The organism is Burkholderia sp. LA-2-3-30-S1-D2 (genome assembly GCF_001523915.2).
GTDB classification, from domain to species: domain Bacteria; phylum Pseudomonadota; class Gammaproteobacteria; order Burkholderiales; family Burkholderiaceae; genus Burkholderia; species Burkholderia diffusa.
Window position 1 is genome coordinate 2634741 of sequence record NZ_CP013384.1, and the last position, 19916, is coordinate 2654656.

20 protein-coding genes, 1 tRNA gene and 3 pseudogenes are annotated in these 19916 nt (G+C 61.8%); 14 read left to right on the forward strand and 10 right to left on the reverse strand.

Annotated elements, in window-relative coordinates; translation table 11 throughout:
- Positions 1-201: 201 nt before the first annotated feature.
- Both WS66_RS25165 and WS66_RS25170 read right to left on the reverse strand, forming a co-directional pair.
- The gene (locus WS66_RS25165; RefSeq protein ID WP_059605404.1) at positions 202-1077 is read right to left on the reverse strand and encodes an SIR2 family NAD-dependent protein deacylase; all 876 of its coding nucleotides are present in this window, start codon (positions 1075-1077) and stop codon (positions 202-204) included.
- A gap of 79 nt (positions 1078-1156) precedes the next feature.
- The gene (locus tag WS66_RS25170; protein WP_059605406.1) at positions 1157-1762 is read right to left on the reverse strand and encodes an NUDIX domain-containing protein; all 606 of its coding nucleotides are present in this window, start codon (positions 1760-1762) and stop codon (positions 1157-1159) included.
- 81 nt (positions 1763-1843) lie between these two features.
- Between WS66_RS25170 and WS66_RS25175 the strand changes: the two genes are divergently transcribed.
- The 3 genes from WS66_RS25175 to WS66_RS25185 all read left to right on the forward strand — a co-directional run bounded on the left by WS66_RS25175 (position 1844) and on the right by WS66_RS25185 (position 3875).
- Positions 1844-2599, forward strand: coding sequence for a DeoR/GlpR family DNA-binding transcription regulator (locus tag WS66_RS25175; RefSeq protein ID WP_059605408.1), 756 nt, complete (start codon positions 1844-1846; stop codon positions 2597-2599).
- Between the two features lie 131 nt (positions 2600-2730).
- On the forward strand, positions 2731-3342 hold the full coding sequence (locus WS66_RS25180) for a chromate transporter (protein ID WP_059605411.1): 612 nt from the start codon (positions 2731-2733) through the stop codon (positions 3340-3342).
- A complete protein-coding gene (locus WS66_RS25185; RefSeq protein WP_059605415.1) occupies positions 3339-3875 on the forward strand; it encodes a chromate transporter in 537 nt (178 codons plus the stop codon). Before WS66_RS25180 ends, WS66_RS25185 begins: the two co-directional genes overlap by 4 nt.
- Positions 3876-4022: 147 nt before the next feature.
- Here the strand turns inward: WS66_RS25185 and WS66_RS25190 are convergent, their stop codons facing one another.
- Positions 4023-5183, reverse strand: a complete 1161-nt coding sequence (locus WS66_RS25190) for an enolase C-terminal domain-like protein (protein WP_059605418.1) — start codon at positions 5181-5183, stop codon at positions 4023-4025.
- Positions 5184-5674: 491 nt separating this feature from the next.
- On the opposite strand from WS66_RS25190, the gene WS66_RS25200 reads away from it, so the two are divergent.
- The 5 genes and pseudogenes from WS66_RS25200 to WS66_RS25220 all read left to right on the forward strand — a co-directional run bounded on the left by WS66_RS25200 (position 5675) and on the right by WS66_RS25220 (position 7190).
- On the forward strand, positions 5675-5959 hold the full coding sequence (locus tag WS66_RS25200) for a hypothetical protein (RefSeq protein ID WP_059605424.1): 285 nt from the start codon (positions 5675-5677) through the stop codon (positions 5957-5959).
- A gap of 47 nt (positions 5960-6006) precedes the next feature.
- Complete coding sequence (locus WS66_RS25205) at positions 6007-6216, forward strand: hypothetical protein (protein WP_059605427.1); 210 nt, start codon at positions 6007-6009, stop codon at positions 6214-6216.
- Between the two features lie 34 nt (positions 6217-6250).
- Positions 6251-6463 (forward strand): annotated as a pseudogene (gene rpsU / locus WS66_RS25210) (30S ribosomal protein S21).
- Between the two features lie 9 nt (positions 6464-6472).
- Entirely contained in the window at positions 6473-6679 is a 207-nt protein-coding gene (locus WS66_RS25215; protein WP_059605430.1) for a hypothetical protein, read from the forward strand.
- Positions 6680-6980: 301 nt separating this feature from the next.
- Positions 6981-7190 (forward strand): hypothetical protein, encoded by a 210-nt coding sequence (locus WS66_RS25220; RefSeq protein ID WP_236872951.1) that lies wholly within the window; start codon positions 6981-6983, stop codon positions 7188-7190.
- 87 nt (positions 7191-7277) lie between these two features.
- Here the strand turns inward: WS66_RS25220 and WS66_RS25225 are convergent, their stop codons facing one another.
- The 3 genes and pseudogenes from WS66_RS25225 to WS66_RS25235 all read right to left on the reverse strand — a co-directional run bounded on the left by WS66_RS25225 (position 7278) and on the right by WS66_RS25235 (position 9898).
- Complete coding sequence (locus WS66_RS25225; protein WP_059466993.1) at positions 7278-7622, reverse strand: cupin domain-containing protein; 345 nt, start codon at positions 7620-7622, stop codon at positions 7278-7280.
- A gap of 497 nt (positions 7623-8119) precedes the next feature.
- Positions 8120-8716: a beta family protein gene (locus tag WS66_RS25230; protein WP_082729003.1), complete on the reverse strand. Its 597-nt coding sequence runs from the start codon at positions 8714-8716 to the stop codon at positions 8120-8122.
- A 91-nt stretch (positions 8717-8807) separates the two neighbouring features.
- Positions 8808-9898: pseudogene (locus WS66_RS25235) on the reverse strand (IS5 family transposase).
- Positions 9899-9967: 69 nt separating this feature from the next.
- Here WS66_RS25235 and WS66_RS25240 point away from each other — a divergent pair.
- Positions 9968-10513: pseudogene (locus WS66_RS25240) on the forward strand (site-specific integrase); the annotation flags it as partial.
- 119 nt (positions 10514-10632) lie between these two features.
- Here the strand turns inward: WS66_RS25240 and WS66_RS25245 are convergent.
- A complete protein-coding gene (locus WS66_RS25245) occupies positions 10633-10959 on the reverse strand; it encodes a hypothetical protein (protein ID WP_059598687.1) in 327 nt (108 codons plus the stop codon).
- A gap of 57 nt (positions 10960-11016) precedes the next feature.
- Entirely contained in the window at positions 11017-11496 is a 480-nt protein-coding gene (locus WS66_RS25250) for a MarR family transcriptional regulator (protein WP_059598688.1), read from the reverse strand.
- A 176-nt stretch (positions 11497-11672) separates the two neighbouring features.
- Here WS66_RS25250 and WS66_RS25255 point away from each other — a divergent pair, with 176 nt between their 5' ends.
- Together WS66_RS25255 and WS66_RS34480 are read left to right on the forward strand one after the other, a co-directional pair.
- The gene (locus WS66_RS25255) at positions 11673-12071 is read left to right on the forward strand and encodes a helix-turn-helix domain-containing protein (protein WP_059598689.1); all 399 of its coding nucleotides are present in this window, start codon (positions 11673-11675) and stop codon (positions 12069-12071) included.
- Between the two features lie 108 nt (positions 12072-12179).
- Positions 12180-13262 (forward strand): HNH endonuclease, encoded by a 1083-nt coding sequence (locus WS66_RS34480; RefSeq protein ID WP_236872953.1) that lies wholly within the window; start codon positions 12180-12182, stop codon positions 13260-13262.
- Positions 13263-13327: 65 nt separating this feature from the next.
- Here the strand turns inward: WS66_RS34480 and WS66_RS25265 are convergent, their stop codons facing one another.
- The gene (locus WS66_RS25265) at positions 13328-14578 is read right to left on the reverse strand and encodes an IS256 family transposase (RefSeq protein ID WP_059600046.1); all 1251 of its coding nucleotides are present in this window, start codon (positions 14576-14578) and stop codon (positions 13328-13330) included.
- A gap of 281 nt (positions 14579-14859) precedes the next feature.
- On the opposite strand from WS66_RS25265, the gene WS66_RS25275 reads away from it, so the two are divergent.
- On the forward strand, positions 14860-15951 hold the full coding sequence (locus WS66_RS25275) for an IS5 family transposase (RefSeq protein WP_108064599.1): 1092 nt from the start codon (positions 14860-14862) through the stop codon (positions 15949-15951).
- A gap of 370 nt (positions 15952-16321) precedes the next feature.
- Here the strand turns inward: WS66_RS25275 and WS66_RS25280 are convergent, their stop codons facing one another.
- Complete coding sequence (locus WS66_RS25280; RefSeq protein WP_159086582.1) at positions 16322-18538, reverse strand: NACHT domain-containing protein; 2217 nt, start codon at positions 18536-18538, stop codon at positions 16322-16324.
- Between the two features lie 288 nt (positions 18539-18826).
- Here WS66_RS25280 and WS66_RS25285 point away from each other — a divergent pair.
- Both WS66_RS25285 and trmB read left to right on the forward strand, forming a co-directional pair.
- A tRNA-Gly gene (locus WS66_RS25285) sits at positions 18827-18901 on the forward strand.
- Positions 18902-19034: 133 nt separating this feature from the next.
- The gene (trmB, locus tag WS66_RS25290; RefSeq protein ID WP_059605632.1) at positions 19035-19802 is read left to right on the forward strand and encodes a tRNA (guanosine(46)-N7)-methyltransferase TrmB; all 768 of its coding nucleotides are present in this window, start codon (positions 19035-19037) and stop codon (positions 19800-19802) included.
- Positions 19803-19916: the final 114 nt, after the last annotated feature.

Here is a 19916-nt window from a genome sequence, read left to right on the forward strand (position 1 = left end):
CTGTATGCGGAATCGTGCCGCGACGGCAATGCCGGCCGGCCCCCGGCGCGCACCGGATGGTCTCGCGCCGGAATCGTGCATTTCACTACGTGACGGGCCTCGGCTCGCCGATCGCGCCGGCGCTCGTCCAGGCGCTCGTCCAGGCGCTCGTCGCGCAGCCGTGATCGCGCGGCCGCGGCCGGCCGATTCGTCCCGCGCCGCTCAGCTGCCGTGCCATGCACGGTCGAGCGCCACGAGCGTCGCGAGCGCGCTGCCCTTCAGCCCGATCACGTCCGCGCGGCGGGCATGGGCCTCGCGTGCGTTGATGCGGATCACGTCGGCACCGAGCCGTTCGCTCGAGAGACGCACGGTCGGAATCGCAGTGCCCGCGCCGATCTCGACGACGGTCACCCATCCCGCCTGCGCAATCCAGTCCTGCAGGGCCCGCTCCTGCGCGTCGTAGCGTTCGCCGAGCCAGCCGTTGTCGCCGAACATCAGGATGTTCGGTCGCGCGAGGCCGCCGCAACGCGGGCAGCGCGGCAGCTCGCCGACCAGCCGGCACGCAGCCGCGTCGACATCGGGCGTGAACGGCGCGGCGTCCCACGTGTCGTCCGAGCAGGGTCGCAGGCACTGCATCGAATGAATCGAACCGTGAATCTCGGCGACACGCGCCGGATCGAAACCGGCCTTCTGAAACTGGCCGTCGACGTTGCTCGTCAGCACGAAGCCGCCGTTCGGCATCGAGTCCATCCAGCGCCGCAGGATCGCGAAGCCCGCGTGCGGCACCGTCTGCCGGTACAGTCCGAGACGGTGTCCGTAAAAGCCCCACGCAAGCTGCGGATGTGCGCGGAACGCCTGCGGCGAAGCGATCTCGTGGAATTCGAAACGCTCGTGGCGCAGCGCCGGATATGCGCGCCAGAAGCCGTCCGTGCCGCGGAAATCGGGCAGCCCCGAATCGACGCCGATGCCCGCGCCGGCCGTCACGAGCAGCGCATCGGCGCGCGCGAGCGCCTCGACGGCGGACGCGACCAGATGAGCCGGCAGTGGCACGGCAGCGGCGCTGGAATCGGTGAAATCGGACGAGTCGGAAATCGGCATGATGGAGCAGCGGAAGCGTCGAACGGTGCGCGAGTGGCGTCGCGCGATCATACGCCGGTTCGGGCGCCGCGCCGCGACATCACGCAGCCGCGGCGCGCACGCCCGCGGGTTCCCGCAGCGCGACGTACTGCAGCAGCATGATCGTCTTCGCGTCGACGATCTCGCCCCGCTCGACGGCATCCAGCGCCGCGTGCAGCGGCATCTCGACGACCTCGAGATCCTCGCCCTCCTCCGCGATGCCGCCGCCGTCGCCCGTGCGCAGCGACGCATCGTATTCGCCGACGAAGAAATGCAGCTTTTCCGTCACCGAGCCGGGACTCATGAACGCCTCGAACACCTTGCGCACGCCGCGCACGCGATAGCCGGTTTCCTCTTCGGCCTCCGCGCGAATGCGTGCATCGGGCGTCGCGTCGTCGAGCAGGCCGGCGGCGGCTTCGAGCAGCATGCCGTCGTGTCCGTTGACGAACGCCGGCATCCGGAACTGCCGCGTGAGCAGCACGTCGCCCGTCCTCGCGTTGCGCAGCAGGATGGTCGCGCCGTTGCCGCGGTCGTACGTTTCGCGGCTCAGGCGCTGCCACGTGCCGTCGCGGCGCAGGAAATCGAACGTCACCTTCTTCAGCACATACCAGTCATCGGACAGCACCGTCGTATCGACGATGCGGACGCGGTCCCGCGTTGCGGCCATGGTGGTCTCCCATTCGACAAGTGACGGCACTCATGGTAGCGTGCATATTCGTGCAATTTCAAGAAATTTCGTGCAAATCCGATGCTGACGACCCAACGCAAGAAAGCGATCCTCGACGCGCTCGCCCGCGACGGCCAGGTGCTGGCCGTCGAACTGAGCGCGCAATTCGGCGTGTCCGAGGACACGATCCGGCGCGACCTGCGCGAACTGGCGGCCGAGGGCCTGCTGCAGCGCGTGCACGGCGGCGCGCTGCCGGCGTCGCCGGCGGTCGCGCCGTTCGCGCAGCGCGAGCTGCTCGAAACCGCGGAAAAACGGCGCATCGCGCGCCGGGCCGCGCAGATGATCGCGCCCGGACAGGTCGCGATCGTCGACGGCGGCACGACCTCGGCACTGCTCGTCAGCGAGCTGCCGCCCGACCTGCGCGCGACGATCGTCACGCACAGCCCGAGCGTCGCCGTCGCACTGGCCGCGCATCCGTCGATCGACGTGATCCTGATCGGCGGACGGCTGTACAAGCATTCGATCGTCGCGGTGGGCGCCGCGGCGATGGAAGGCATCTCGCGCATCCACGCGGACCTGTATTTCATGGGTGTGACCGGCGTTCATCCAGTCGCGGGGCTGAGCACCGGCGACTTCGAGGAAGCGGCGATCAAGCGCGCACTCGCGGGGCGCGCCGGCGAGACGATCGTGCTGGCTTCGCAATCCAAACTGCGAGCGGCGTCGCAGTTCGCGATCGGCGAGCTCGCGCTCGCACAAGCGATCGTGGTCGAACGGGAAACCGATGCAGCGCTGACCGAGCCGATCGAGGCCGCGGGCGTGACGGTCGTGCGCGCGTAGCCGAGCGGCGGCTTCGACGTCTGCATGCCGGTGGGGCGGCACCGACATCGTCGTCGGCGCGATGTCAGCGTGCCGACAGGTGCCGCTTGCTACGATGGGCGACTGCCCACCCGCCGCGCCCCGTCCGCCCGATGTCTTCACCCTGCAACCCGATCACACCCGCGCCACCCGACGGCCCTGCCACGCCGCCCGGCGTCCTCGCACTGTTCATCGCGTTCGCGCAGATCGGCCTGACCAGCTTCGGCGGCGGGCTGAGCGGGCGCATGATGCGCGACTTCGTTCACGAGCGACGCTGGCTCGACGAGGAAGCGTTCCTCAACGGCCTTGCGCTGTCGCAGGCGCTGCCGGGCGTCAACGTGAAGAACCTCGCGATCTGGATCGGCTACCGGCTGGCCGGATGGCGCGGCGCGGTGGCTGGCTTCACCGGCATCATCGCGCCGCCGGCCGTGCTGATCGTGCTGTTCGGCGTCGCGTTCTCGACGCTGACGCGCTTCACGCTCACGCACGTCGCGCTCGCGGGCGCGGCCGCCGCGGCGATCGGGCTGTCGATCTCGATGGCGATCACCGCGGTGCGCCGGCTGCCGCGCCGCGCGCTGCCGTTCGCGGTGGCGGCGCTCACGTTCGTGTCGGTGGCCGTGCTGCACTGGCCGCTCGTATGGACCGTACTTATCGCCGGCGCGCTGAGCGTCGCGCTCGAATACCGGCGCGCGGCCGCATCCACCGTCGGGAGCGACGAACGATGACTGCCTCGTCACGCTACGCCGCCCTGTTCGGCGTATTCGCACCGCTGTCGATCGCGACGATCGGCGGTGGTCAGGCGATCATCGCGGACATCCAGCGGCAGGTCGTCGACGTGCATCACTGGATGACGGCCTCGCAGTTCGTGAACGACTTCGCGATCGCGCGAATGGCGCCGGGCCCCGGCTCGCTGCTCGCGACGCTGATCGGCTGGCAGGTGGCCGGCTTCTGGGGCGCGGTCATCGCGACGCTCGCGCTGTTCGGGCCGACCGCGTTCCTGATCTACGGCGCAGCGCATCTGTGGCGGCGCCACCAGGGCGCACGCTGGCAGGTCGCGCTCGAGGCAGGCCTGCGCCCGGTCGCGGCCGGCATGATCCTCGCGTCGGTCTGGGTGCTGCTGCAGGCGCTCGACGGCGGCTGGCCCGCGCGGGCGATCGCAGTCGTGTCGACGATATGCGTGATGGTCACGCGCATTCACGCGCTGCTGCTGATCGTCGTCGGCGCGTTGCTGCTGGTCGGTGCGCACGCGATCGGGTGACGGCGGCTCGCCTATGGCGCACGGGCGTGCCGCGCATGGTTCGACCGCGCGCTCACGTAGTGTGTGCTCGAGCGCGTCGTCACCGCGATGATGCTCGGGTTCGCGGTCCGCTTCGCGATCGACGCGCGCCGAGACCGGCCGCGCAGTTCACAAGCCGGCTACCGCGCGAAACGCGCGGTACGCATCGGCATGACGCTCGAAGCCGATGCCCGGCGCCTGTGGCACGGCCGCGTAGCCGGCGTCGACCGATTCGCCGTCCGCCAACCCGTTGAACGGGCGGAACGCGAACGGGTTCACTTCGGCGCCGCCGAGCCCGAGCGCCGACACGACGTGCAACGAGAACAGGTGACCGCCGTGCGGCCAGAACGCATCGCGCCGCCAGCCGTTCGACACGAAATGGTCGACGATCTGCAGATAGCCCGGCAGGCCATAGCAATGCACCGGATCGAACACAAGGACGTCGCGGTCCGGGCGCAGGCCGCCGTAGCGTTCGATCAGCTTCGCTTCCGCGAGCGAGAACAACGCCTCACCGGCCGCGACCGGCGGCGCGTATTGCGCGGTCAGGTCCGCATGAAGCGGCAGGTCGAGCGGATCGCAAAGGTCCTCGAACCACCAGAGTTCGAACGGTGCCAGCATCGCGACGGCTGCGCGGCCGCTCGTCGCGTCGTACCTATTCATCGCATCGACCGCGAGATGCGAACTGTCGGCCAGACACGCCGCAGCGGCTTCGATGCGTCTTTTGTCGTCATCGACATCCGCGCCGCCGATCTTGATCTTCGCGTGCGTGTAGCCAAGATCGACGATGCGGCGCATCTCGTCCGACAGGTGCGCGAGATCGTCGTGCGGATAGCGGTAACCGCCGCCCGCATAGACACGCACGCGAGGTGCCGCGTTGCGCGCGAGCCCGTCGGCGACGAAGCGATGGAGGGGCAGCCCCGCGATCTTCGCGGCGGCATCCCAGATCGCCATGTCGAGCACGCCGACCGCGACACAGCGTTCGCCGTGCCCGCCGGGCTTCTCGCCTGCCATCATCGCGCGCCATGCGCGAAACGGATCGAGGTTCGTGCCGGCGTCGTCGGCGATGGCGTCCGCGGCGGCCAGCAGACGCGGCGCGAACCGTTCGCGAATCAGCCCGCCCTGTGCATGACGACCGACCGAAGCGTAGCCGTAACCCGTGATCGGCCGGCCATCGCGCACGACATCGGTGACGATCGCGACGACGCTCGTCGTCAGGTCGCCCGACGGAAGCGCCGGATCTGCATGGCGGGAAACGGGGATCGCTTGCTCGCGGATGTCGATGATGCGCATGGTCGGGGTTCCGGGAAAACGTTCGGCGTTCGCAGACCATGCGCGCATTTCGGACGGCGCGAATGGCGGATCGCTGCATCATAGGCGCCTGCGCGATGTCGTGCAGACGCGCGACCGTCGCGATGCGGCGAAGGGATCCGACTCGCTCGACATCGTCCGAACCGCGCCGTGCCGCGTCGACGTGCGGACGACCGCCGCATCACGTACGAGGCGCGTCGCGCGCCTCGACGCCGGTCATCGCACCTCACTGGCACGGCCGCGAATTAGATAGACATCCGACGCGAAGCGCGTATGATGATTTTTGTCCGAGCCCGCGTCACTCCACTCGCCGCTCGCCCCGCCGTCTACCCTCTCGCTGCGTCGCGCCGTTACCCTCCGTTACCCGCGCGCATTGCTGTCCTTTTCACCCCACCCGTCACACCGCGCCGCGGTGATACCGGTCGGATGCGTTCGTCCACGCGATTTGTCGCGCCCGAACCCAGGAGTTCATCATGAGCATGCATCTCTATCGTGGCTTCGAGATCTATCCGCTGATCTACCCGCACACTCCGTCGCTGAACGGTAATACGCACAACTACGACGCCGGCTTCGACGCGGCCGTGAAGATCTGCCTGCGCGGCACCACCGACACGCTGACCCGCAGCGAAACATTCCGGCTGATCGACAACGCACCGTTCGAATCGGCGGGCGAAGCGCGCCGCGCGTCCGTTCGCTACGCGGAGCAGATCATCGACGGCAATCGCGACAAGCAGCCGCTCTTCGCAGATTCCCATTGACGCTTCCTGTCGCGGCAGCGCGGCCGCACCCTGATTCGGATGACGAAATGATTATCGATGAACTCCTCCGCCTGATCGAACGGCGAGAGATTTCCAGTACCGACGCAGTCCCGCACGACGGCCTCGCCGGTTCTGCGTTGCGTCACCAACCCGAGTTGCAGATGTTCGCTGCAGTGCGCGCATTGACGATCAGCGCCGGATATTCGGAATTCGAATCCGACGAGATCGCGAGTGCCGTCATGACCCGGCTCGGCTAGTGTTCCGCCACGCGTGTCTTGAAACAGCACCTGCATGACGACGATCATCCGCAAGCCCGACGAACCTGTCGATGTCGCGCTCCGGCGCTTCCGGTGAAACATCGAGAAGACGGGCCTGATCCGCGAGTTGCGTGGTCGCACCGGCTATGAAAAGCCAACTACCGAGCGCAAGCGCAAGAAAGCCAGCGCCGTCGCGAGACAGTGCCTGCTCGCGAAACGCATGCTGCCGCCTCGCAAGCTCTATTAGGAGAACGCCGTGTATCAGCCGACCGTCGAAGACCCTCCATTCTTCCCGTTGACGAAGTGCGAGGTCGATTTCGATCGACAGAAGGATGCGATCACGCTTCTGCCTAGCTTCTACGCGTTCGGCTGCGAGTACACCAGTCGCGGCCTCCTGATCGGCCGAGACGATGCATTCAGATTGATTGCCGCGATCGAAAAAGCCCTGAGCATCGAGCAGTGAACGTCGCCCCGACGTTGTCGAATCGCGTCGTGCCGGGCGGCGCTGCGCGGACATCGCGACACACGCGAGCGCTCTGATTGACTCCGGACTGGCCGCGCTTCTTTGCCCATCGCCGAACCCCCGCAAGGTCGTTCGACACCCCTCCGATCACCACCGTTCTGCCGCGGATCACGAAACGATTGATCTACTTGCGGGACTTGCTCGCGGAACGACGGCTGTTCAAGGCGGCGCCCGGCAGCATGGATGCTGATGTATCCGAACAAGAGCATTTTGGAGATCGCGTCGACCTGCCGATTTGCCCATGCGTCGCACCTTGGGGGCAAATTTCGGCGGGGCGTGCGGGATGGCGCCGAGCGCCTATCCTGAGCGGCAGACACCCGGCGCGATCGGTGAGATCGGTGAGATCGACGGAATAGCGGAACCGGCCGAGCGTGCGGCCGCGCTCGGCGAGTTGTTTCCGAACCGGAGCGAGTTTGTTGAGCCGGAGTCCCCTGCTTGCGATCCCGACTGAACCCCTTGCTCGTCGGCACGGGTACGGGTGCGTTTCAACGCATCGATTCAACCGGCGCTGGTACGCGAGTCGAATCGACAGGCCCGCTCAGGCAAACACGAAGTACTTGCGCACCGTCTCCACCACTTCCCACGTCCCTTTCATGCCGGGTTCGATCACGAACACGTCGCCGGCCTTCAGGTGCACCGGCTCCTCGCCTTCCGGCGTGATGATGCAGTAGCCGTCGAGGAAGTGGCAGTACTCCCATTTCTCGTAGTTCACTTCGAACTTGCCCGGCGTGCAGATCCAGGTGCCCATGATCTTGCTGCCATCCTTCGAGAGGTAGGCGTTGAGGTTCACGGTGTGCGGATCGCCGCCGATGCGCTTCCACTTGGTCGCGTCGACGACCGGGGTCGGGCAGGTTTTGCGCAGAACGGTGATGAAATCGGACATGTCGGCTCCAGACTAACGATCGGGTAGAAGGTCTGTCACGTTAGTTCGAAAGCTTCACCGGGGCTTGTATGCGTCCGACACCGACTCGTCTATTTTCGACATGGACTTGCGTGCTGGCGCGCCGCCTGCGTGTTCCGGTCGGCCTAGCGATGACCGACCGCTTCCGGCCGATCCTTGACACCCGTTCCCGGCGATCCGTCGCCCAACCACCGAGCCCATGCGTGCTTCGAGGCAGGCCGCCAAAAACGCCTTGCTTGCAACATCTGGGCCAAACCCTGTAGAATTACGCGTTCTGCGGGCGTCGTATAATGGCCATTACCTCAGCTTCCCAAGCCCCAGCGCGTTAATCAAAACCACTATTCACGCGCGTTCTTACGTCGTATTTTCTCCCGACTCCACGAAGAACCACTGTTCATGCGGGGCTCACGGCGATGCCAGTTTTCATGCCAGCGCCAATCTCAAGAAGCTGCTGTCGTATCGTGAAATAGAGGCAGGCTTTAGCTCTGCTCAAGCAACTCCTCGATGGAAGCTCCTTGAGTAGCCAATGCCCGCAAACGCACCGCTTGCTTCACGGTGTAGGAAATATGATGGTTCTGGTCGACCAGCACCCACGTCCCGGGGTTGCCTGTACCGGCGTGACCAGTCGCACACTCGTAGATGTATCGATCGCCGTAACTGAACGTGCGATCTTGATAGTAACTGCTTCCAACCACTGCAGCAGCGAGCCTCCGGTACTGCTCGTACTTCTCACCTTGGCGAAGGCTATGTCCGCGATGAATGTGCAGCTTCGCACCATGCGTATAGCGGATTTTCCCGTTGATGTGGGTGCTCGGCGTCAGGTCGCTAAAATCGGGATGAATCACACCATAATCCCCGAAGACCATGTTTGCAGGTAGTCGCTGCGTCGCCACGTTGGCCCACAACGTTAGCTCCTGCCTTGCTACCTCACCATGAGAGTTCCGCTCGATCTCGGCAACAGTCTTCGGAGAACTCGAGCCAGCAACGATGATGGCTCGTGCACTGACAAAGCGCGTTAGCAGGCCGTTGAAATACCCATCGACCGGATTCAGACCACTCTCGCAAATGACATGAATTCGCTCAACGGCTCGGCAATTTTTGTTGCGTCACGCCGGGTTCAGCGGTAGAGCCCGGCCGGCGAAGGTATTTCCCGCCAGATTTCCTGCATTACGCGCCCTGCGGACGCACGAATCCCAGCGTTCTCAGCCGCGTCAGGTTGTAGGCCGCCATCGTCAGCGTGAGCAACTGATCAACTTTCTCCAAGCCTCTCACCATCACCTGCCGGATCGGCCCGATCCGTTTGCCCCAGCCGAAGCACTGTTCGATGCATTTCCGTTTGCGCTGGCTCAGCGCGTAACCGAGATGCCGCGTCGTCCGACCATCGATTGCACTTCCGCCGGTGCGCTTCGTGTTGCGTGCGACGTGCGGCGTCACGTTGTATTCGCGGCAGGCCTTCACAAATCCACGCGTGTCGTACGCCTTGTCTGCGCCCACCGTAATACGCACGTCCGAACCCGACACATCGCGCAGCATGTCCGTCGCCACTTTGCGTTCCGCTCGGCCATTCGCCTCGCTGGCCTGAACGTTCACGACCAGACCGTGCCGGTTATCCGTCAGCACATGGCCCAGGTAACTCGGCAAGGCTGGCGCGGCATTGCTCTTGCGATAGAGCCGGCTCTCACCGTCGCTCTTCGATTCGTGCGTTTCATTACTGCGCGATTCGCCATGCCAATTGTCAGGCGGACGATCATCGTCCCCGCCATCCTTGCGCCGGATGCTCTTGTGGCTGGCCCACGCATGGATCAAGGTGCCGTCCACACTGAAGTGCTCGCCCGACAGCAAGCCGCGTTTATGCGCCGTTTCCACCGTCGCGTTGAACAGGTCAGTCACTGCGTCGAACTCGATCAGTCGATCCCGGTTCTTGCTGAACACCGAGTGATTCCACACCGCGTCTTCGATCGACAGGCCGACGAACCAACGGAACAAAAGGTTGTACGAGATCTGCTCGACCAGTTGCCGCTCGCTGCGATGCTGTATAGCACCTGAAGTAGCATCGCCCGCATCAGCTTCTCCGGCGCAATGCTCGGCCGACCGCCTTTGATGTCCGCTTCGTACATCGCCGAGAACTTGGCATCCATATTCGACAGCGCCTCGTTCATCCAAGTCCGGATCGGGCGCAGCGGATGCGTTTGCGGTACGAACTCCTCCAGTCTGACTGTACTGAACAGGGATTCGTTGTAGCTGTCGGTGCCTCGCATGCTGCCTTCGTGCCTTGGGATCGGGTTCGCTACATCGTGACGGATCGGCGGGGGTATTTCAACGGCCTGCTAACACCCGAGATGACGCGGAATATGCAGGACAACTACGACATCACGGTTTTCCTGCTCGATACGGGGTGTCGCTACTCGGAAGTCGCGAACATCCCGTGGTCGGCGATCAACCTCGATGCCTGCACGATCAGTCTCTATCGGAGCAAGGTGCGGAACGAGGATGTGCTTCACATGACGTCCCGGCTCGAAGCGATCCTTCGTCGTCGGTGGGAAGAACGCCGGACCGGACAGCGTTACGTCTTCGAAGACCGCACCGGCAATGAACGCGGCTACAGCACGAAGTCGATCAAGAAGGCGATCGAACGTGCTGGACTCAACGATCCTATTCTTGTCAAGGAACGCGGTGGGCGCGTCACCCTGCATACGCTCCGACATACGTTCGCGAGCAAGCTGGTCAAGGCGGGCGTCAGTCTCTATGAGGTGTCGGTCCTGCTCGGCCACAGCGATCCGAAGATGACGCAGCGCTATGCCCACCTGAGCCCAAACGACGCGAGCCGAAAGGCCGTAAAAGTCATCGACTCCCTGCTGCTCAATCCCGCGTGAATCTTCGTTTTTTCGACGGTGCCCCATCGTGAATTTGGGGCACTTTGTATGTCTTATTAAAGGCGTACAAAACCAGGATTCGTGGGGTCAAGACTCCCGGAAGCGCGTGCTCTGCCCCGCTATCGGGCGCGACCTTGCAACACATCATCGAGTCGTCGGGCATGATGTAGCCCATCAGCCGGATCGACATGCCAGAATTCGTGGTGACGAAGCTCGTAGTTTTCGATTGCTGCGCGCGCAACGACTTCGATGCAGAACTTGCCGTCGTCACGCTTGCACATGCGGCCGAGTAATGCTGCTTTGCCATCCTTCGATGTTGCGATGAGGTAACCATCCTCTTCGAGAACCGGCACCCATAGCCGGTCGAGCGAATCGACGGACATCACGCCGATCCGCTCCATCGCCTCCGGCAATGGCTTTCCTTCGAACAGCGTCTCGAATTCCACATCAAACCACGGTCAGCATATGGTGGTGTCGGCGTGTTCGAATTTCGCCGGCATCGGTCACGCAACGCGAGCGAGAATCCGTCGCTGCGCCTGATACTGGACGTTCTGCGCGTCGCCCTGCAATTCTTCCAGCGCTTTCATCAAGACGTCCTGGTATAGGGGCAGCAATGCTTCCAATTGATCGGCAAGCCCGGCCTCCGCAGCCAGATTATTCACGAGCCGCTGATACCCGTCGAAGCCGAACATCTTGTCCCGGATCGGTCGCAGCACACACCGCCGCTTGTCGTTTTGCTCATCGGTCATGTCGATGTAGCCGAAGTGCTTGAGGTCGAATGCCGCCCCGATCACTTGCCCCTGACTACCACCGAGAATGCAACTCAACTCGTGCAGGGTCATGCCGGGAAATGCATTAATGAGGCCGAGTGCTCGCGCGGCCATCGGCGTTACTTGCAACGCGTTTGCGAGTGCCGAAGCACGACAACCGTCATAGGCTGCCATGAAGGCGTGAAACCGGGAAAGCGAATCGTTCGTGGTCATAGTTCGTCGATTTTTTCTGGGTTGATCGCTTGCCTAACGGCGTTCGTTGTCATCCCCGACCGCTCAGGCATCCACTGCACGATACGTCAACCTCTCGACAAATTCAACCATATTGGAATATAACATTCCAGTATGGTTGTTCATCGCAATCGGAATGAAGACGACCATATCGTCCTATGACTACCCGCCTTACCTCGCCCCCCGACGATGCCCAAGACGCGCTGCTTGCTGCTCGTGTCGGGACCGCCATTGCAGAACAACGACGCGCACGCGGTCTGACTCAGGCGAAGCTCGCCGAGATGATCGATCTCGAACAGGAAGCGATCAGTCGGTGGGAACGCGGTGCGCGGATGCCGACCTTGCATCGGCTCCAGCAGCTCAGTGACGCGCTCGACTGCTCGGTAGACCAGCTATTGCAGCGTGGATCGAGACGGCCGGACGACCAACTGGCAATGATTGCGGCTGCGCTTGATGGATTGCATAGCGACGAGCGGGAACTCGTCGTGAATTTCGTTCAGCAGTTCACCGACATGCTCAAGGCCAAGCATTCGTCCAAGAATAGGCGACGCAAGTAAGAACAGCCTGCCCGAATATCCGAACGAGCGGGTTCCATTTATCCCCTGAGATCTATTTGCTCTATGCCGACGAACAACTACGGGGACGCCCAGCCAAATGAATTTGCCATGAGCCTCATCCGCGCACTACAAGCGGAGGGCTTTCAGGTCGCCGCCACAACGCGAGGCCCAAATGACACCCGAAAAACTTTGCGTATCACTTGGCGCGGCGTCTACATCGGGCTGATGGAGGCGAGACTTTGGGGGCGAAAGCTACCATATGCCTGTTTGTACAGGTTCGCGGAGGATAGTGCCAAGGCTCCCGAAGGCTTCGATAAGAAAGCATTCGCTGAGCGCCATGACTGCGACCCGGATCTGCTTCACGTCAACAGTGACTACAGCGGTTCGTATCTTTGGGTCAAAGACGAAGCAACGAGTCTGCTCCTGATGCGCGACTGGGCGAGAAGGATCGACGAAAAAATCCGGAATGACTCGCGCACCAGTTCGGAGGAGCCGCCCGAGTCGCACCAAAATCGGCGCGAATCGTATTGGTCCATGCCCGAATTGAGAGCGTCGGTCGCCGCGTATCTCGACATGTCACGTCGTTTCCGGCATGGCCAACTGGTTGTAAAGAAGCAGGTCTATCGAGACCTCTCCGCGAAAACCGGTCGGTCCGAAGAGTCGTGCGAATACCGGATGAGGAACATCTCCTACGTCCTGGCGCTCATGGGACGCGATTGGATACCGGGCCTCCCACCGGCAAAGAATGTTGGCGTAAGGGTCACTGGGCAGATAGAAGCGCTCATCTGCGAATTGGAAGGCAAACAGGAGTTGCCCCGGGCTGTCGATGCGGTGGCCGTTGCCAAGATTCGCAAGACGCTGAAAGAACGCCCCGACGGAAGCAAAGCACCTGACAGGACCACATCGACAACGACCAGCTTCGTCCGGAACCCCCAGGTCAAAGCATGGGTGCTTGAACGCGCGAACGGGACGTGTGAAGCTTGCGACCAACCGGCTCCGTTTATCGGGGCTGACGGCTTCCCGTTTCTGGAAGTCCATCATCTCCGAAAGCTGGCAGACGACGGATCGGATACCGTGACGAACGCGGCCGCCGTTTGCCCAAATTGCCATCGGCGCCTTCACTTCTCGGAGGACGCTCACGTGTACCGAGAAACGCTCTATGAAAAAGTGTCAGAACTCGTACGCGAGTAGATAACTCAGGATTCGCTCGGACGGCGGGGGTGTCAGAATTTCCGTGTTCAAGGCGGGGTTGAGATTCACACGGATGGTCGAACGAACCGGTCCTCGTAGAGGATAGCGAATTGGTTCATCGCTGTCTTCCAGTCGTGAGCGGCACGTCCCCAATCGGCAGTGATGTTGCGCAGCGCCAGCCAGATCAGTTTCGTCGCGGCATCATCGGTCGGGAAGTGACCTCGGGTCTTGATGATCTTGCGTAGCTGCGAATTGATGTTCTCGATGGCGTTCGTCGTGTAGATCACCTTGCGCACGCCCGGCGGGAACGCAAAGAACGGAATCACGCGATCCCAGGCGTTGCGCCACGCCGTGCTGACCGGCGGGAATTTCTGCCCCCACGGACCGTCAGCAAACGCATCCAGCTCGGCCTGCGCGGCTTCAGCGCTCGGGGCGGTATAGATCGGGCGGATCGCAGCAGCGAGGGACTTGCGGTCTTTCCAGCTCGCGTAATCGAGACTGTTGCGGATCAGGTGGACGATGCAGGTTTGCAGCGTCGTGGCCGGAAACACCACCGCAAGTGCTTCGGGCATGCCCTTGAGGCCGTCGGTCACGGCAATCAGGATGTCGCCCACGCCGCGTGTTTTCAGATCATTGAATACCTTCATCCAGAACTTGGCGCCCTCGGTGTTCTCGATCCACAGGCCCAGGATGTCACGCGTGCCGTCGGGCAGAATGCCCAGTGCCAGATAGACGGCCTTGTTGCGCACGACGGCATCTTCGCGAATCTTCACGCGCAGCGCGTCGAAGAATACGACCGGATACATCGGTTCGAGTGGCCGGGCCTGCCAGGCCGTCACTTCGGCCATGACCTCATCGGTCACCGAACTGATGAATTCGGGCGAAACTTCCGTGCCGTACTGCTCCAGCACAAAGCCCTGAATCTCGCGCACGGTCATGCCCCGTGCGTACATCGCAACGATCTTGTCGTCGAAGCCCGTGAAGCGTCGTTCGTGTTTGGGGATCAGCAGTGGTTCGAAACTGCCGTCGCGGTCGCGCGGTACTTCGATGCGGATCGGTCCGTCTTCGGTCAGAACCGTCTTGGCGCCACGGCCGTTGCGCTGGTTCGTCACGCTGGCCGGTTTTGCCGCGCCCGGCGCGTAGCCGAGGTGGTGATTCATCTCACCGCCCAGCGCTCGCTCGATCAGCGCCTTCTTGAGGGCTAGCGTCGCGGCATTGATCGCTTCGGCCGTCATCGGGCCGTTGCCGAATTGTTCAAGCAGTTCAGCGGGAATCGCCGGTAGCTCTACCGGTGGGGTTTTCGGTTTGCGAGGCATAGGTTCTCCTGGGGAGGATCATATGCCTTGAACACGAAATTACTGACAGGCCCCGGACGGCCGGTGTATATCACCCATGCCGATTCGATGAGCCCCGCGTCCACGTTGCCTACCTCGAACCCGGAAACGTCTTCGAGAAGCATCAGCAGACTTTCGGTGAAATCTGCTGGCGAGAGGTCGCCGTCGAAATTCTCGCGGACTGCTATGGCTAGCAGGCCGTTGAAATACCCCCGCCGATCCGTCACGATGTAGCGAACCCGATCCCAAGGCACGAAGGCAGCATGCGAGGCACCGACAGCTACAACGAATCCCTGTTCAGTACAGTCAGACTGGAGGAGTTCGTACCGCAAACGCATCCGCTGCGCCCGATCCGGACTTGGATGAACGAGGCGCTGTCGAATATGGATGCCAAGTTCTCGGCGATGTACGAAGCGGACATCAAAGGCGGTCGGCCGAGCATTGCGCCGGAGAAGTTGATGCGGGCGATGCTACTTCAGGTGCTATACAGCATTCGCAGCGAGCGGCAACTGGTCGAGCAGATCTCGTACAACCTTTTGTTCCGTTGGTTCGTCGGCCTGTCGATCGAAGACGCGGTGTGGAATCACTCGGTGTTCAGCAAGAACCGGGATCGACTGATCGAGTTCGACGCAGTGACTGACCTGTTCAACGCGACGGTGGAAACGGCGCATAAACGCGGCTTGCTGTCGGGCGAGCACTTCAGTGTGGACGGCACCTTGATCCATGCGTGGGCCAGCCACAAGAGCATCCGGCGCAAGGATGGCGGGGACGATGATCGTCCGCCTGACAATTGGCATGGCGAATCGCGCAGTAATGAAACGCACGAATCGAAGAGCGACGGTGAGAGCCGGCTCTATCGCAAGAGCAATGCCGCGCCAGCCTTGCCGAGTTCCCTGGGCCATGTGCTGACGGATAACCGGCACGGTCTGGTCGTGAACGTTCAGGCCAGCGAGGCGAATGGCCGAGCGGAACGCAAAGTGGCGACGGACATGCTGCGCGATGTGTCGGGTTCGGACGTGCGTATTACGGTGGGCGCAGACAAGGCGTACGACACGCGTGGATTTGTGAAGGCCTGCCGCGAATACAACGTGACGCCGCACGTCGCACGCAACACGAAGCGCACCGGCGGAAGTGCAATCGATGGTCGGACGACGCGGCATCTCGGTTACGCGCTGAGCCAGCGCAAACGGAAATGCATCGAACAGTGCTTCGGCTGGGGCAAACGGATCGGGCCGATCCGGCAGGTGATGGTGAGAGGCTTGGAGAAAGTTGATCAGTTGCTCACGCTGACGATGGCGGCCTACAACCTGACGCGGCTGAGAACGCTGGGATTCGTGCGTCCGCAGGGCGCGTAATGCAGGAAATCTGGCGGGAAATACCTTCGCCGGCCGGGCTCTACCGCTGAACCCGGCGTGACGCAACAAAAATTGCCGAGCCGTTGAGCGAATTCATGTCATTTGCGAGAGTGGTCTGAATCCGGTCGATGGGTATTTCAACGGCCTGCTAGATCGCGAATCTGGTCGATGGTCAGCGGCGGGAAATCGTTGGGGTGCTTGATGTCGTCCATGCGACGACTATCCCGGCGGTCTGCAGTCGAGACAACGCCTCCCCAACGACACAACCCGATCCGCAAGAGACTTTCGTCTCTCCACACTACAGCCTTCAGCGTCGCGTACTGCGAATATATCCCTGAAATGAGTCACATAACAGGAAATTTACCTTACATCATGCAGACAATCGTCTTGCCTCTATCATTAGGACATCATCCGGCGAGCCAGGGTTCGCCAACAGCTTTCGGATGTAGTCTAGCTTGCGACGTACCGGTATCCATACTGCCCCATCCCCCCTATTCATTAATGTAATCAGCTGTTGCTGAGCGAGGATTCTCACAATCGGATCAACAAATTGCCTTTCGGCAGTGTCGAGCCCGCGATACAAAGCGGGTTCAGAGCGCCCACCCAAACTCTGCACGAATAGTTTCCGCAGCACGGTGAGCAAAACTTTTTCTCCCGTGGTTAGATTCGTGGTCGCACGAATAGAGGCATTTGTATTTGCTGCCACCTCAAAGTCATTCACGGACGTGTTAACGAATCGATCGGCAGGGAGGTCAGTGTAGGATGATCTGCCTAAAAGTCGCTGCACAACGCACTCTCTAAACGCCGGAATCGGGGTACCTACTGCTTCAAAATGTAGTTCCTCGAAATAGCAGTCTTGGAATGTAACACCGCGCAGGTCGGGCAATCTCTCGTCCAACTCGAATGGATCAGGCTGGAAAAACACTCCCTCGATCAAGACCGGAAATGGCACAGCGATACGTAGCGAAATAGCTAGATTCAATAAATCTGCCCGCAGCACGTTCAAACCAGACGTATCCGGGATCGCCGTTATGAGCGACTGGAGAGTCCCAGTGTTGAGCTCGTATTGCAGCTTTCGAGCCGCAATCGCAACAGCGTAATGCCCGATGACTGTACCGCACTGCGAAAGCGCATCCGTAAGATCATGGCTGGACAACGATCCCATCGGATCATGGATGAAATCGACCAAGTCGCCCGCCCGATACACCGCGACCATCTCGCCGTCAAGGAATTTCCGCGAGTCTTCCTCAACTTCATAGATCACGAGCCCCGGCAGGCGTTGCAAAATCAACCACGCTTGATCGTCCGGCTCGAAACCACAAACCTCGCTGTAAGCGCGCTTGAGTTGCTCAGGTCGAAGAGGGCCAAGGCCATCATCCGATGCACGAGCATATGTTGCGAGGCGTCCCAAAATCTTGCGTATCGTTGGGCCGTCAAGGTAGCGGGAATCAATTCTCGCTTCGCGCTCACAGACCTGATCGACCAGGTAGTCCCATCCTGCGGCTGCGTCCGGGAATTTCCCTTCATCGGCAACTGTACTTATAAGTCCCGTGGACGCCAAATAACTGACAAATAGCGGTTTCGTTGGCAACCATGGCGGAAACTGACCTTGCCCATTGTTCGGTTGCATACGAAGAAACTGTTTGACCTGTTCCTCAGTAAACTCAGACGTCGTCAGATGTGTAACGGCCGCACTGAACCCCAAGCTGTCTTCTGCTTCGGCATTATCAGCAAAAAAATGATCGCGCCCGGCGATAATGACCCCCACCCCGGCTGGTGTTTCCGTAACCAACTGCCGGACAGCTTCCAGCGCTCGTTTGCGAATCGTACGCAGTCGCCCAAATGTAGCCCGCTGAACACCTAAGGCAGTAAGTTCATCAAAACCATCAAGAAGCAGAATGCAAAACTTTGCGCGCCACGCACGAACAAGACTGGGCGGAGACTCAAAGCCTATCTTACGGGCGTGCCTCTCCAAAACTTCGACGGCGTCAACCTGACCTGTATGCTCTCGCAGGTTAATGTACACGGGGAAGAGTGCGGTGCGTCCTCTCAGATAGTCTTCACGAAGCTCGCGAAAGATCTGACGTAGCGTCATGCTCTTTCCCGCCCCGAACTGACCGGTTAAAGTAAAACGCTCGCCGCGTTGCAGAGCTGAGCATATCTGACGTACTTGCCAACGCGCCGAATTGGCTCGGTCCTCAAGGTTAATCGGAACGTACTCGGTTGACGGATCAGGCTGGCGTGTTTCTGGATCTAGTACGCTGCCGAATACGTGATTAACGCGCGCCGCAAGGTATGCCGCGACATCGATTACTGACTGTTGGAATTGTGCAAACGATACGGCGACAACCTGGCCCTTCCCCGTCCTCTCGACTTCCTTGCGCTGGTCAGCGGTTGGCTCTTCGGCAGTCACGAACCAGCCTCGCGCGCCCTTCATGGGCGTCAGCTTTGTCTGTTGAACAACGGCTTGATGCAATTTTTTTGAATCATATCGAGCTTTATCTTGCGCACGAGATGTCGTCGCCTCAATGAAATGGACGCTCTCTTCAGTTTCGAATATCCCATCGCGCTCGCGTCCATCAAGCATGGCCGCCCCAGCCATCGCGCTCGAAGGCCATTTCGCCCGAGCGATTCGCAACACTTCAGCCTCGAATGCCTTGTCATCAGTCCAGCCCACTTGGCCCCCGCATTTTTAATTTTGAGACTAGCGATCATTCCGCAGTTTGTTGTAGCAGTCAATCGTACGAGTTCAGGCTGAATCCTCGTCTGCCAGCGACGCCACCGCTCCAGCATCGAGCCATGCCAGTTTCGCTGCCACCACCCCAAACCACCCGCTTGCCATCCCCACGTCAAACCCTGTAGAATCCCCCGTTCTGCGGGCGTCGTATAATGGCCATTACCTCAGCTTCCCAAGCTGATGACGTGGGTTCGATTCCCATCGCCCGCTCCACCTTCGGCTGCTCGGCAGCCTGCGCAAGAGCCGCCTCGTCGAAGGCGGCTTTTTTGTACCGTCTGCCGGTTCATCTGGCAGCACCGCTGCGCATGACGGGCCCGCGCCCGAACCAAGCCTTTCTCTGTCACCGATGATGCACGACGATCCGAACGAAGCCGGCCTGCCGCCGGACGACGCCGCCCTTCCCGACGAAGCCGCCGACGGCGCCGACGAAGTCAATCCGCTGCACCGCCGCCGCATCCGCAGCTTTGTGACGCGCGCCGGCCGCGTGTCGACCGGCCAGCGCCGCGCGCTCGACGATCTCGGCCCGCGCTTCGTCGTCCCGTACGCGGCGGAAATCCCGGACTGGGACGCCGTGTTCGGCCGCCGCGCGCCGCGCATCCTGGAGATCGGCTTCGGGATGGGCGCATCGACCGCGGAAATCGCCGCGCACCGCCCGGGCGACGACTTCCTCGGCGTCGAAGTGCACGAACCGGGTGTCGGCGCGCTGCTGAAACTGATCGGCGAGCAGGACCTGCCGAACATCCGCATCATCCAGCACGACGCGGTCGAGGTGCTCGAGCACATGCTCGCGCCGGAAAGCCTCGACGGCGTGCACATCTTCTTCCCCGATCCGTGGCACAAGGCGCGCCATCACAAGCGCCGACTGATCCAGCCGCCGCTCGTCGCGCACCTCGCATCGCGCCTGAAGCCCGGCGCGTACCTGCACTGCGCGACCGACTGGCAAAACTACGCGGAACAGATGCTGGAAGTGCTCGGCGCCGAACCGACGCTCGAAAACACGGCTGCCGACTACGCGCCGCGCCCAGACTACCGCCCCGTCACGAAGTTCGAACGGCGCGGGCTGCGGCTCGGCCACGGCGTGTGGGACCTGGTGTTCCGCAAACGCGCCGGCTGAACACAACGCGCGGCGCGCGCAACGCACGCTGCGCGTCGCGCAATGACAAACGGCCCGACCGGCATCTGCTGCCGATCGGGCCGTTCTCTATTGGATGCGCCCTCGCCCCCGCAT